13 protein-coding genes are annotated in these 12,989 nt (G+C 71.8%); 4 read left to right on the forward strand and 9 right to left on the reverse strand.

Annotated elements, in window-relative coordinates; genetic code table 11:
- Both ACZ607_RS02340 and ACZ607_RS02345 read right to left on the reverse strand, forming a co-directional pair.
- A complete protein-coding gene (locus tag ACZ607_RS02340) occupies positions 1-1,236 on the reverse strand; it encodes a substrate-binding domain-containing protein (protein WP_469730883.1) in 1,236 nt (411 codons plus the stop codon).
- Positions 1,237-1,431: 195 nt separating this feature from the next.
- A complete protein-coding gene (locus ACZ607_RS02345) occupies positions 1,432-2,040 on the reverse strand; it encodes a TetR family transcriptional regulator (protein WP_469730884.1) in 609 nt (202 codons plus the stop codon).
- Positions 2,041-2,272: 232 nt separating this feature from the next.
- Here ACZ607_RS02345 and ACZ607_RS02350 point away from each other — a divergent pair, with 232 nt between their 5' ends.
- From ACZ607_RS02350 to ACZ607_RS02360, 3 genes are read left to right on the forward strand one after another with little or no spacing between them, the layout of a single operon-like run.
- Complete coding sequence (locus ACZ607_RS02350) at positions 2,273-3,586, forward strand: glycosyltransferase family 4 protein (protein WP_469730886.1); 1,314 nt, start codon at positions 2,273-2,275, stop codon at positions 3,584-3,586.
- 52 nt (positions 3,587-3,638) lie between these two features.
- Positions 3,639-4,370, forward strand: coding sequence for a class I SAM-dependent methyltransferase (locus ACZ607_RS02355; RefSeq protein WP_469730888.1), 732 nt, complete (start codon positions 3,639-3,641; stop codon positions 4,368-4,370).
- Positions 4,367-5,446, forward strand: coding sequence for a prenyltransferase (locus ACZ607_RS02360; RefSeq protein ID WP_469730890.1), 1,080 nt, complete (start codon positions 4,367-4,369; stop codon positions 5,444-5,446). Before ACZ607_RS02355 ends, ACZ607_RS02360 begins: the two co-directional genes overlap by 4 nt.
- Here ACZ607_RS02360 and ACZ607_RS02365 read toward each other — a convergent pair.
- Positions 5,443-5,736 carry a hypothetical protein gene (locus tag ACZ607_RS02365; RefSeq protein WP_099172340.1) on the reverse strand — a complete coding sequence of 98 codons (294 nt, stop codon included), beginning with the start codon at positions 5,734-5,736 and terminating at the stop codon, positions 5,443-5,445. The genes ACZ607_RS02360 and ACZ607_RS02365 overlap by 4 nt on opposite strands.
- 139 nt (positions 5,737-5,875) lie before the next feature.
- Here ACZ607_RS02365 and ACZ607_RS02370 point away from each other — a divergent pair, with 139 nt between their 5' ends.
- Positions 5,876-6,430, forward strand: coding sequence for a hypothetical protein (locus ACZ607_RS02370; protein ID WP_469730892.1), 555 nt, complete (start codon positions 5,876-5,878; stop codon positions 6,428-6,430).
- An 81-nt stretch (positions 6,431-6,511) separates the two neighbouring features.
- Here the strand turns inward: ACZ607_RS02370 and ACZ607_RS02375 are convergent, their stop codons facing one another.
- From ACZ607_RS02375 to ACZ607_RS02400, 6 genes are all read right to left on the reverse strand, one after another.
- Positions 6,512-7,336 carry a hypothetical protein gene (locus tag ACZ607_RS02375; RefSeq protein ID WP_469730894.1) on the reverse strand — a complete coding sequence of 275 codons (825 nt, stop codon included), beginning with the start codon at positions 7,334-7,336 and terminating at the stop codon, positions 6,512-6,514.
- A 186-nt stretch (positions 7,337-7,522) separates the two neighbouring features.
- A complete protein-coding gene (locus tag ACZ607_RS02380; RefSeq protein ID WP_469730896.1) occupies positions 7,523-8,455 on the reverse strand; it encodes an N-acetylmuramoyl-L-alanine amidase in 933 nt (310 codons plus the stop codon).
- Positions 8,456-8,486: 31 nt separating this feature from the next.
- A complete protein-coding gene (locus tag ACZ607_RS02385) occupies positions 8,487-9,143 on the reverse strand; it encodes a class I SAM-dependent methyltransferase (protein ID WP_469730898.1) in 657 nt (218 codons plus the stop codon).
- Positions 9,144-9,279: 136 nt separating this feature from the next.
- Positions 9,280-10,587, reverse strand: a complete 1,308-nt coding sequence (locus ACZ607_RS02390) for a M20/M25/M40 family metallo-hydrolase (protein ID WP_469730900.1) — start codon at positions 10,585-10,587, stop codon at positions 9,280-9,282.
- Entirely contained in the window at positions 10,584-11,975 is a 1,392-nt protein-coding gene (locus ACZ607_RS02395; RefSeq protein WP_469730901.1) for a cytosine permease, read from the reverse strand. Before ACZ607_RS02395 ends, ACZ607_RS02390 begins: the two co-directional genes overlap by 4 nt.
- Entirely contained in the window at positions 11,975-12,928 is a 954-nt protein-coding gene (locus tag ACZ607_RS02400) for a DUF1177 domain-containing protein (RefSeq protein WP_469730903.1), read from the reverse strand. Before ACZ607_RS02400 ends, ACZ607_RS02395 begins: the two co-directional genes overlap by 1 nt.
- Between the last annotated feature and the right edge of the window lie 61 nt (positions 12,929-12,989).

The following is a 12,989-nucleotide window of genomic DNA, read 5'->3' on the forward strand; positions in this document are numbered from 1 at the left end:
TCAGCCCGCCGAGGGCTTCGCGGGCGGGGCCACGGCGTCCATCGGCTGCGTGCTCACCAGCTCGGGCTTCGCGGCGGCTCCCGCCCCGACGAGCCTGGCCACGAACATCGGCTGCACCAGCGCGTGGTCCTCGGCGCGGATCTGCTGCTTCCCCTTCACCCCGTCGAAGCTCCAGCCCTCCAGGGCCTTCACCATGGCGGCGGTGTCGGTGGCGCTGCCCTCCTCGACGGCCCGCACGATCATCTGCGCCGCGGTGAACCCGTCGGTGCTGAACAGGTCGGGGGTGCCGCCCGCCTTCCCGACGCCCTCGATCATGGCCTTCTCCACGGCGTTGCCGCCGCCCGCGCCGGGGAAGTAGTGCGCGAGGAAGGAGACCTTCGCGCCGGCCGCCCCGAAGACCGGGTACGAGGCGGTCCCGGCCAGTCCGGTGACGACCTTGCCCGCGCTCAGCACCCCCTGCTGGTCCAGCGCCGTCCACAGGGCGGGCGCGGTCGCGCCGGCCCAGGCGACGAAGACCAGATCGGGGCCGCCCGCCTTGACCTGCCGGGCGAACGGCGTCAGGTCCGTGGCGCTGGGCGGGGCGAGGACGGAGCCCACCTTCGCCCCCTCGGCGCCCAGGACCGCCTTGACGGCGGCGACGTTGGCCTGGCCGAAGGTGGAGTCCTGCGCGAGGACGGTGACCTTCTTGCCCTTCGGGTCCCCGAGCATGGCGCCCGCGGTGAGGATGTCCTGGTAGGACTGCCGGCCCGACCGGAAGGTGTAGGTGTTGATCCCGGTCACCGCGTCCGTGGCGGCCGGCCCGTTGACGTACAGCACCTTGTTCTGGGCGGCCAGCGGGGCCATCTGGAGCGCGACCCCGGAGTCGGTGGTCCCGGCCAGCACCTTGTAGCCCTTGCCGATCAGGTTCTTCGCCGCGGAGACCGCCTTGCCGGGGTCGCCCGCGTCGTCCTGCTCGGTGACCTCGACCGGATGGCCGCCCGCCTTGCCGGTGCCCTTCGTCGCGTAGTCGAGGCCCGCCATGAACCCGTCGCGGTACTGCTTCCCGTACGCGGCGAGCAGTCCCGTACGCGAGTAGACGAGGCCCACCTTCACCGCCTGGTCCTCGCCCGATCCGGCGTCGGAGCCGCTGCCCGCCTGCCCGGCGGCGGTGCATCCCACCAGGAGCAGTCCGGCGGCGCCGAGCGCGGTCGCGGTCAGGGTTCTTCTCTGGACGGTGCGGGCGGCTCTGCGACGCATGGTGACCGGCTCCTCGGCAGGGTTCGGGTGATGTCGGCCGAACCGTACGAACACCGTGGCGCCGTCGACATGGTGCAGGGAACCCCACCTGGGCGGGCGCCGGTGTGGGCGCCGCACATGGGCACCCAGGGCCTTTCGTCCGGATCAGGCTGGATCCCGGACCCCGCGAGCCCGGCATGATCCGGACGAAAGGCCCTACCGGCCGGTGTCCGCCGGAAGGTCGATCAGCCCGCACACCGTCTCGATGTCGCCCTTCACCTGCGCGATCGACTCCCGCCCCGACAGCCAGGTGATCAGCGCGGAGTGCCAGGTGTGCGCGATGACGCGGACCACCGACAGCTGCTCCTGGGTGGGGTCCTCGACCCCCATCGCGTCCAGGACGATCGCCGTCGTCAGCCGGGACACCGCGTCCACCTCGGGGCTCACCCCCCGGTCGGCGAAGGTCAGCGCCCGCACCATGGCGTCCGCCAGATGGGGTTCGCGCTGGAGTGCGCGGAAGGCCAGCATCAGGGTCGCCGCGACGCGCTCGGCGGCGTCGTCCCCGGCGGTCGGCCTCCTGCGGAGCGAGGCGTGCAGATGCTGGAGCTGGTCCTGCATGAGGGCGACCAGGAGATGGACCTTGGAGGGGAAGTACCGGTAGAGCGTGCCCAGGGCGACACCGGCGGCGTCCGCGACCTCACGCATCTGCACGGCTTCGAAGCCGCCCCGCCCCGCGAGCTGGGCTCCGGCCTGCAGAATGCTCCGGCGGCGGGCCTCCTGGCGTTCCGTCAGGGGAGGTGCCGCAGGCCTGGCTTCCGCTGTCATCTGTCCCCATCCAAAAAGGGAGAACCGGTTCCCTGCCCGGCCGGGCGCCTGTTTCCGGGCGCGCACAGCATGCCAGGGTGTCTGCCGTGGCGCGAATCACCTGATCCGGCCGTCACACCGACGCTACCTGCCGGTAGATTCGGTGCGGGTTGAACCAACGAGTCTGAAACTTGTTCTAGATTAGCGCGACCGGTTACGCTCCGGCGAACACGCAGTGAGAAGGGGGCCGAGTGTGACCGCTGAGGCCATAGAGACAGGCCCCTTCGCGGGCGGCGCCGCATCGGGCACCGACGGTGACCGGCCGTTGCGCATCGCGCTCCTGACCTACAAGGGCAACCCGTTCTGCGGCGGCCAGGGCGTCTACGTACGCCACCTCGGCCGTGAGCTGGCCCGGCTCGGCCACAGCGTCGAGGTGATCGGCGCCCAGCCCTACCCGGTGCTCGACGAGGGCGTTCCGCTCACCGAGCTCCCGAGCCTCGACCTCTACCGTCAGCCCGACCCGTTCCGCACCCCGGGGCGCGGCGAGTACCGCGACTGGATCGACGTCGCCGAGGTCGCCACCATGTGGACCGGCGGCTTCCCCGAGCCCCTCACCTTCAGCCTTCGGGCACGCCGTCACCTCCTCGCCAGGCGCGGGGACTTCGACGTCGTGCACGACAACCAGACGCTCGGCTACGGCCTGCTCGGCGACCTCGGCGCACCTCTCGTCACCACGATCCACCACCCGATCACGGTCGACCGCAGGCTGGACCTGGACGCCGCGGGATCGATGCGCCGCCGGCTCGCCGTCCGCCGCTGGTACGGCTTCACCCGCATGCAGAAGCGCGTCGCCCGCCGGCTGCCGTCCGTCCTCACCGTCTCCGGCTCGTCGCAGCAGGAGATCGTCGAGCACCTCGGGGTGCGCCGGGACCGTATCCAGGTCGTGCACATCGGGGCCGACACCGACCTCTGGTCGCCCGACCCCTCGGTCGCCGAGGTCCCCGGCCGGATCGTCACCACCTCCAGCGCCGACGTCCCGCTCAAGGGCCTCGTCCACCTCGTGGAGGCCCTCGCCAAGCTCCGCACCGAGAACCCGGCGGCGCACCTCGTGGTCGTCGGCAAGCGGGCCGAGCGCGGACCCGTCGCCCGGGCCATCGAGCGCCACGGACTCCAGGACGCCGTCGAGTTCGTCAAGGGCATCAGCGACGCCGAACTCGTCGACCTGGTCCGCGGCGCCCAGATCTCCTGCGTCCCCTCCCTGTACGAGGGATTCTCGCTGCCCGCCGCCGAGGCCATGGCCACCGGGACCCCGCTGGTGGCCACCACCGGCGGCGCGATCCCCGAGGTCACGGGCCCGGACGGCGAGGCGTGCCTGGCCGTGCCGCCCGGCGACGCGGACGCCCTCGCGGCGGCCCTCGGCCGGCTGCTGGGAGACGCCGAGCTGCGGGCCCGCCTCGGCGCGGCCGGCCGGGCACGGGTCCTGGCCAACTTCACCTGGGCCAGGGCCGCGGCCGGTACCGCCGAGCTGTACCGTCAGTCGATCGCCGCCCGGGGGGCCCGCAGGTGAGCGCCCCCACGGCTCCCGGAACCCGTACCTCCGACCTCGAAGGCAGGCCCCCGTGCTGACCGTCGACTTCACCCGCTTCCCGCTCGCCGCCGGCGACCGGGTGCTCGATCTGGGCTGCGGCGCCGGCCGGCACGCCTTCGAGTGCTACCGGCGCGGCGCCCAGGTGGTGGCCCTCGACCAGAACGCCGAGGAGATCCGCGAGGTCGCCAAGTGGTTCGCCGCGATGAAGGAGGCCGGTGAGGCGCCCGCGGGCGCGACCGCCACCGCGATGGAGGGCGACGCGCTCAACCTGCCGTTCCCCGACGCGTCGTTCGACGTCGTCATCATCTCCGAGGTGATGGAGCACATCCCCGACGACAAGGGCGTGCTCGCCGAGATGGTCCGTGTGCTGAAGCCCGGCGGCCGCATCGCGATCACCGTGCCCCGCTACGGCCCCGAGAAGGTCTGCTGGACGCTCTCCGACGCGTACCACGAGGTCGAGGGCGGCCACATCCGCATCTACAAGGCCGACGAACTCCTCGGCAAGATCCGGGAAGCGGGCCTCAAGCCCTACGGCACCCACCACGCCCACGCCCTGCACAGCCCCTACTGGTGGCTGAAGTGCGCCTTCGGGGTGGACAACGAGAAGGCGCTGCCGGTGCGCGCGTACCACAAGCTGCTGGTCTGGGACATCATGAAGAAGCCCCTGGCCACCCGGGTCGCCGAGCAGCTGCTCAACCCGGTCGTCGGCAAGAGCTTCGTGGCGTACGCGACCAAGCCGCACCTGCCCGAGGCCGAGGCGTGAGCACGCCGGAGCAGACCGAACACCTCGTCCTGCCCGGCGTCCTGACGGCCGATCAGGCCGCCGAGACGGTGGCCGCCCTGCTCGCCGTGCAGCGCGCGGACGGGGCGCTGCCCTGGTTCCGCGGCCACCACCTCGACCCGTGGGACCACACCGAGGCGGCGATGGCGCTGGACGCCGCCGGTGAGCACGAGGCCGCCGCACGCGCGTACGCCTGGCTGGCCCGCCATCAGAACGAGGACGGCTCCTGGTACGCCGCGTACCACGACGGCGATCCCGGGCAGCCGACCGACCTGGGGCGCGAGACCAACTTCTGCGCCTATGTGGCGGTCGGCGTCTGGCACCACTACCTCGCCACCGGTGACGACGCGTTCGTCGACCGGATGTGGCCGACGGTCTTCGCCGCGGTCGAGTTCGTGCTGCGGCTCCAGCAGCCCGGCGGCGAGATCGGCTGGAAGCGGGAACCCGACGGCACCCCCGTCAACGACGCCCTGCTGACCGGCTCCTCCTCGATCCACCAGGCGCTGCGCTGCGCCCTGGCCCTCGCCGAACAGCGCGAGGAGGCCCAGCCGGACTGGGAGCTGGCGGCCGGGGCGCTCGGCCACGCGATCCGCAGCCACCCCGAGCGCTTCCTCGACAAGAGCCGCTACTCGATGGACTGGTACTACCCGGTCCTCGGCGGCGCGGTCACCGGCGCCGAGGCGACCCGGCGGATCGAGGAGGGCTGGGACGACTTCGTGGTCCCGGGACTCGGCGTGCGCTGCGTGCTCCCCAACCCGTGGGTGACGGGCGGCGAGAGCTGCGAACTCGCCCTGGCGCTCTGGGTGACGGGGGAGTCGGACCGCGCCCTGGAGATCCTCCAGTCCGTCCAGCACCTGCGCGCCGAGGGCGGTCTCTACTGGACCGGTTACGTCTTCGAGGGCGAGCGGGCCATATGGCCGGAGGAACTCACCACCTGGACCGCCGGATCGCTGCTGCTCGCGGTGGCCGCGCTCGGGGGGGACGAGGCGACCACCGCGGTCTTCAGCGGTGAACGGCTGCCGGCCGGGCTGGAGCCGGACTGCTGCCGGGCCGGCTAGAAGCGGCGGACCCGGCCGGCCACGGCGTGGCCGATGAACAGATAGACGACGGCGGCCAGCCCGTAGCCGGTGACGACCCGTGCCCACGCTTCGTCGAAGGTGAACAGGTCGTACGACCAGCCGGCCAGCCAGCGGGCGGAGTCCTGGACCCACTGGACCAGGTCGTTGCCCCGGTTGGCGTCGAGCAGGTACATCAGGATCCACAGAATGATGATGAACGCCATGATGTCCGCGACGACGGCTATGACACGTGCGGCGGTACTGCTTCCTGTGCCTGTTCTGGGAGACATGCTCTCCGGATTGCCGCTTAGCCGAGGGTGAAACCCGTACGGCGCCCGCCGGGTGGCGGCCCGCTCCCGCACGGGTGAGCCTGGCGGCGAGTGCCGACTCACGTCACTCGGTGTGATGACCCGGTCAGGGAGGCCCGTCGTGCCGCGTTCCGTACCGCTCCGCCGGCTCGTCGTGGCACTGCTGCTGTCCCTCACCGTCCTGGTGGGGACCACCGCCTGCGGCGACGACGACGGCACCACGACCGCCAGCGGCTCCGGGAGCCCGAGCCCCACGACGTCGGCGCAGAAGCAGAAGTACGCCAAGGCGCGCTTCGTGGCCAACGCGGGCCTCGCGGCGGGCGCGACGTACCAGTGGATCGTGAAGCCCTACAGGGCCGGCAAGTTCAAGAAGGGCGCGGACGGGCGGACCTTCGCCATGGTCAAGGCGGGGCTCGCGGGCACCTTCGCGTACAACCGGCTCAAGGCCGCCGCGGACAACGCCAAGGGCGACCCGCTCCTGTCGAAGGCCGTCGCCCCGCTGACCGCCGGGATCGCCTCGCTCAAGGACGTGGCCACCAGAATGGGCAAGGGCGAGGCGGGCGCGGGGGACGTGGGCGCCTTCGAGGGCGTCATCAACAGCATCAAGGACGCCGGGAAGAGCGCCGGCGCCGAGGTGAAGAACAAGGTCCCGTCCACCTCCCAGCTGAGCGGTTGACCGGCCGAGGAACTTTCACGGGCGGCAACGCCAGCGGCCCCCGCCCGGGAAGGGCGGGGGCCGCTGCCGTGCGGTGAGGGCTCAGCCGCGCTGGATGCCCGTGGTGTCCTGGAGGACGCCACGACGGCCGTCCTGCGTCTGGGCGATGAGCCCGGGACCACGCTGCTCGACCGCGAGGTACCACGTGCCGGGCGCGAGCTCGGCGATCGGGTTGGGGGCGCCGTCCTCGCCGTACAGCGGACGGGCCACCGGAACCGCGAACCAGAAGGGGGTGAAGTCACCGGCCGGCGCCCCACCACCCTGCGGAGCCTGCTGCGCGGCCTGCTGCTGGTGCTCCGGCTGACCGGGCTGACCCGGCTGGGCACCGTACGGCTGGGGCTGGCCCGGCTGGCCACCGAAGGACTGCTGGCCACCGGGGTAGCCGTAACCCTGGCCGGGCTGCTGGCCGTACGCCGCCTGCACACCCTGCGCCGGACGCGGCGCGCCCAGGAGCGGGGCCTTGAGCGCGGGGACCAGCGGAGCGGCCACGGCGGCACCGGCCAGCACGATGGCCGCCAGCAGACCGAGGATCAGGCCCGCGCCCGCGTCACCGGCGTCGATGATCGTCCAGAACATGGTCCACAGCGAGAACACGGTGAACGCGGCGCCGAACTGGCCGAGTTCGAAGCCGACCACCTTGCGGCCCGGCATCGCGCGGCTGACGATCAGCAGCGCGGCGCCGATGATGCCCGCCAGATAGATGCTCATCAGGATGGACAGCGAGTCCCAGGCGTTCGCGCTGTAGCCCGAGCAGTCCACGCCCGAGGGGCAGTCGTAGCCGGAGAGGTCGAGGAAAGAGGCGATGAACAGCACGACCGCTGCTCCGATCACCACGCCGTCGCCTCGAGTGAGGGAGCGGATATTCACGTGAAGGTCCTTAGTCGGTCGTCTCGTCGGGGCGGTCGTCGATGCCGCCCGAACGGCGGTTACGGCGCGAAGCTCGGGGGCGGCTCCCCATCGTACGGATGAATCTATCGTCTGCCCGGGCGGGTTGTGATGCTGCCCGGACCTCGGACCGGCTATCCCCCCAATGTCGCCACTATCACCGCAGAACTACCTCTTCAGATAGCTGCCGATGCCCTCGGCGATGCCGAGAGCGGCTTTCTGGCGCCAACCCGCGCTGGTGAGCAGGGCGGCGTCCTTCGGATCACGCATATTGCCGCATTCGATGAACACTTTGGGCACGGTCGACAGATTCAGTCCGCCGAGATCGTCACGGGTGTCCAGCCCCGTGTCGTCCCCGATGTAATTGGAGGGGGCGCTTCCGGTAACGCGTACGAAATTCCCCGCAATCCGTACTCCGAGTTCACGCGAAGGAGTAACGATCTTCGTGGTGTCCGCGCCGTCGCCGTTCACCGCCGCGGGGAGGATGACGTGAAATCCACGGTTCCCGGTTGCGGATCCGTCCGCGTGGACCGAGACGACCGCGTCGGCCTGTGCCGTGTTGCCGATGCGCGCCCGCTCGTCGACGCACGGGCCGAAGGGGCGGTCGCCGTCCTGGGTGAGGAGGACCTTCGCGCCCTGCTCCTCCAGCAGGGTGCGCAGCCGGCGGGAGACGTCCAGGGTGAACCGGGCCTCGGCGTAACCGGAGTTGGTGGACGTGCCCGTGGTGTCGCACTCCTTGCGCCCGTTGCCCATCTCGACCTGCTCGTTGATCTCCCGGGTGTGGGCGGCGTTGCCCGGATTGTGCCCGGGGTCGATCACCACGGTGCGGCCCGTGAGCGGCCCCCGGGGCAGCGGCTTCGCGGAGCCGGACGCGGAGGGGGAGCCGGTGGGTGCCGGGGCCGACGACCGCGCGGACGAGGTGGAGGAGGCGGCCGGTGCGGACCGGGACGCGGACCCCGGACCGGCCCCGGGACTCTGCCCGCCGTCACCCGCGCACCCGGCGGCGGTCAGACAGACGCCGGCGAGCGCGGCTGCGGCGAACACGGGCCTACGGCGCGGACCCGGACGCGATGTGGGGGGAGTCAAGTCTTCGTGGCGCACGCCGCGATGCTATCCGTGCCCTGCGGACCGGTCAGATCCCCGTCCCCGTACGCCGCAGGACGCGCAGCGAGTCCGTCACCGAGGTCTCGGTGAACGCCCCCGAGGCCAGCGCGCGCCGGTGGACGCGGTACGGGGCCTGTCCGCCGTCGGCCGGGTCCGGGAACACGTCGTGGATGACCAGCAGACCGCCGTCGGCGACCTTCGGGGCCCAGCCCTCGTAGTCGCCGTTCGCGTGCTCGTCGGTGTGCCCGCCGTCGATGAAGACCAGGCCGAGCTCCCCGCCCCAGACGGCCGCGACCTGCGGGGACCGCCCGACGAGCGCCACCACGTGCTCCTCCAGACCGGCCCGGTGCAGGGTGCGCCGGAAGGTGGGCAGCGTGTCCATCAGACCGGTCTCCGGGTCCACCACCGACGGGTCGTGGTACTCCCACCCGGGCTGCTGCTCCTCGCTGCCCCGGTGGTGGTCGACGGTCAGGGCGCTGAGGCCGGCCGCGCGGGCGGCGGCGGCCAGCAGGATCGTGGACCGCCCGCAGTAGGTGCCGACCTCCAGGAGCGGGAGACCGAGCGCGGCGGCCTCGACGGCGGCCGCGTACAGGGCGAGACCCTCGTGGACCGGCATGAAGCCCTTGGCGGCCTCGAAGGCGTCGAGAACCTCCGGGTCGGGACGGGCGTGCGACTCGGCGGCCACGGGGTTCCTCCTGGTGGGACGGTGGTTCGGACGGCGTCCCATCGTGCCGTACGCCCCCGGCGCGGGGAGCGGCGGGGGCGTACGCAGGGGTGGGCCCGGGTCGGGGCGGGGCCCCTGGCAGGGCTGCCGGGTCAGGTCAGCAGCTCTGCCAGAGTCGGGTCATGACCCGGACGCCGAAGCGCAGGCCCTCCAGCGGGACGCGCTCGTCCACGCCGTGGAAGAGCCGGCCGTAGTCCAGGTCGTGCGGGAGCTTCAGCCCCTTGAAGCCGAAGCAGCGGATGCCCAGGTGGGTGAACGCCTTGGCGTCGGTGCCGCCCGGGTTGCAGTACGGCACGGGGTGGCCGTCCGGGTCCTCCGCGCGGACCGCGTCGCACATCGCGTCGACCAGCGGCCCGTCGAACGTCGTCTCCAGGGCGATGTCGTGGTTGACCCACTCCCGGCTGACCGAGGGCAGCAGAAGCGTGTCGATCGTGTCGATCAGCTCCTGCTCGTGGCCCGGCAGGAAACGGCCGTCGACGCGGGCGGTCGCCTTCCCGGGGATCACGTTGGTCTGGTAACCCGCGTCGAACATGGTGGGGTTGGCGGAGTTGCGCAGCACCACCTGCATGAAGTCGGCGACCGGGCCCAGCCGGGCGAGGGTCCCCTCGATGTCGTCCTCGTCGAACTCGACGCCGTACAGCCGGGCGGCCTCCGCCAGCAGGGCGCGGACCGGTTCGATCAGCCGGACCGGGAAGGTCGCGCGGCCGATGCGGGTGAGCGACTCGGCGAGGTCGGTGACCGCGTTCTCGTCGTTGGGGGACGAGCCGTGGCCGGCGCGGCCGGTGGCGGTGAGCTCCATCCAGGCCATGCCGCGCTGGGCGTTCTCGATCGGGTAGAGCCGGCGGGTGTCGTCGATGGCGAAGGAGAACCCGCCGCCCTCGCCGATCGCCTCGGTGGCCCCGGAGAAGAGTTCGGGGCGGTGCTCGACCAGCCAGTGGGCGCCGAACTTCCCGCCCGCCTCCTCGTCGGCGAGGAAGGCGAGGATCAGATCGCGGGCCGGTCGCGTACCGGTCCGGGCGAAGTGCCGGGCGGTGGCCAGCATGACCGCGACCGTGTCCTTCATGTCGATCGCGCCGCGTCCCCAGAGGTAGCCGTCGCGGATCTCACCGGAGAACGGCGGCACCTGCCACTCGGAGGCGTCCGCGGGTACGACGTCGAGGTGGCCGTGGACCAGCAGGGCGCCCCGGGACGGGTCGGCGCCCGCGAGGCGCGCGACGACGTTGGCCCGGCCGGGGGCCGACTCGACCAGCACGGAGTCGATGCCGGCCTCCGCGAGGCGCGCCACCACCCAGTCCGCCGCGGCGCGTTCGTCGCTGGTGGGGTTGGAGGTGTCGAAGCGGATCAGCTCGGCGCAGAGCCCGACGACCTCCTCCTGGGCCTGCTCGGACGCGGGGACGATGCTCATGCTGCTCCTGTCGGGGTGGTGACGTGGGCGGCGGGTGCGGGGGTGTGCGCGTCGTCGTCCAGGGCGGAGGTGCCGTACGGCCTGACCCAGCCCAGCAGGCCGAGCACGCAGTACAGGAGGAAGGCGGTGGCGAGGGAGTTGAGGGCGGGGATGCCGCCGTCGTAGAACTTGCCGACGCAGAACGCGACGAGCCAGATGGCCAGCGACATCGGCACCCAGGTGGGCGAGGTGCGCGGGAGCGTCTCCGCCTCCCGGGTCTCGTCCAGCGGCCGTCGCATCCGCTTCACGACCCAGTACTCCGCGACGATGATGCCGCCGATCGGCGGGATCATCACGCCGAGCAGGGAGAGGAACTCCGTGAAGTGGGTCATGATGCCGACCGCGGAGAGGAGCGTGCCGGCGGCGCCGAGGGCGACGGTGACCACCCCGCGGTGCAGCCGCTTGCCGAAGACGACCTGGAAGAAGTTGACGACGCCGAGCGAGGAACCGTACAGATTCCAGTCGTTGATCTTGGCGGTGGACATCAGGACCACGATCACGCCGAACGCGCCCGAGGTGGAGAGCACGATGTGCGAGACCTCGCTGGACTTCACGAGGTGGCCGAGGAGCACGCCGACCATGCCGACGATGTACTCGGAGAGGATCATCGAGGAGGCGCTCTGCACGAAGACGTGCGTGCCCTTCCTGTTGTAGCGGGTCATCTCCGGGGAGACGATGGCGCCCGTCATGTAGCCGCCGGCGATCGCGGTGGCGGCCACCGCCAGCGGGATCGTCTCACCGGGCGGCGGCGAGCTGATCAGGTCGCCGAGCGAGTGGTCGTTCAGCGTGGTGATCACCGACCAGGCGACCATGCCGAAGAAGAGCGGGGTGACGATCTTCGCGAACAGCGCCATGTAGCGGAAGCCGAAGATCACCAGGGCGGTGATGGCGATGCCCGCGACGACGCACCACATCCAGGACGGGCCGCCGACGAGCGCCGAGACGCTGTCGCCGAAGATCGTGTTCTGGACGCCGAACCAGCCGACCAGGCTGACCGCGATGACGAAGCTCACCAGAGCCGAACCGTTGCGGCCGAAGCCCACCCAGCGGGTCAGCATCGGGGTCGCCAGGCCCTCGCGCATCCCGGCCAGGCCGATCGCGAAGATCACGATCTCCAGGATCACCGCGCCGAGCGTGAACGCGAGGAAGGCGTCCCCGAAGGTCATCCCCACGCCGATGGTGGCGCCGAGGGTGAACTGGGAGATCGACCCGGACTGGGCCAGCCACTGGAGCAGCATCGACCAGAAGCCGAAGCGCTTGTCGCGCGGCACCCGGGAGAGCGAGTAGTCGTCGCTGCCGATGCTTCTGGCCTCGGGGGCCGCGGCGGCGGACCGGCTGTCGGATGCCATCAGGACTCCTGGGTGGTGCGGCCGAAGGTCTGCAGGTGAGCCAGCGACCCGTAGCGGTGGACGAGGCTGTCGAACTCCACCGCGTCGTGGAATTCCAGGGTTCCGGCGCCGAAGGCCTTGGCGACCTCGACGGCGTACCGGGCGGCGGAGGCGATGTCCGTCTCGTGACTCGCGCCCGTCTGGCAGCCCGGCACCGCGGCGGCCGAGGTGACCGCCAGACCGACGACCGGAGCGGCGGTCGCGGTGGAGGGCTGAAGGATCGAATTGATGTGGTGTGCACCATTACCGTACGGGGTGATGTCCTGGGTGGTCACCGGGTACGTGACCAACGGCTCACCGGTCACCACGGCGAGCAGCTCGCCGAGCTGCTCGGACACCCGGAGCACCCAGCCCTCCTTGACGGTGGGCGAGAGGGCCAGGCCCTTGTGGTTGATGATGCGGTTGCCCTTGGTGGTGTCGATGGAGAGCACGGCCTCCATCTCGCCGGTGACCTCGTGCCGGTTCATCGTGGCGATGTCCACCGGGGACCCCATGAACGGGACCGGATCGTGCGGCTCGGTCGGGGCGCTGGGGCAGACGTGCGTGGCGACGATCACATCGCCGGGCAGCGCGTCGCCCCGGCGGCGCATGTCCAGCAGCTTGGCGGCGGTCGCGAGGGCCGAGGCGGCGCCGTCGGCGTCGGACACGAGTCCGGTCACCTCGGGCCGGGCGCCCACCCCGCCGAGCCGGCCGACCACACCGAGGGTCCGGGCGCCGCCGCCCGAGGCGCGCCCCCGGGAGCCCGGGATGCGGACGAGCACGAAGTCCGTCGACCCCCGCTCGCCGGTGACCGTCGTGACCTCGGCCGCCGAACCCGCGGCCCCGGCGACGGAGTCCAGGTAGGCGGCGACCGACTTGCCGCTGACCTGCGGGTCGTCCAGCAGCTCGACGATGTCCAGTACGTACTTGAGCATGGGGGGCCTTTCTCCGGAGCGGGACACCCGCCCGGCGCTCTTGGCCGGGAGAGCCCGGGGA

Source organism: Streptomyces sp. NPDC104381 (genome assembly GCF_055583745.1).

Coding starts and splice junctions, on each gene's coding strand:
- ACZ607_RS02340 (WP_469730883.1), bottom strand. CDS start 1,236: ATGCGTCGCAGAGCCGCCCGCACCGTCCAGAGAAGAACCCTGACCGCG.
- ACZ607_RS02345 (WP_469730884.1), bottom strand. CDS start 2,040: ATGACAGCGGAAGCCAGGCCTGCGGCACCTCCCCTGACGGAACGCCAG.
- ACZ607_RS02365 (WP_099172340.1), bottom strand. CDS start 5,736: ATGTCTCCCAGAACAGGCACAGGAAGCAGTACCGCCGCACGTGTCATA.
- ACZ607_RS02390 (WP_469730900.1), bottom strand. CDS start 10,587: ATGAGCATCGTCCCCGCGTCCGAGCAGGCCCAGGAGGAGGTCGTCGGG.
- ACZ607_RS02395 (WP_469730901.1), bottom strand. CDS start 11,975: ATGGCATCCGACAGCCGGTCCGCCGCCGCGGCCCCCGAGGCCAGAAGC.
- ACZ607_RS02400 (WP_469730903.1), bottom strand. CDS start 12,928: ATGCTCAAGTACGTACTGGACATCGTCGAGCTGCTGGACGACCCGCAG.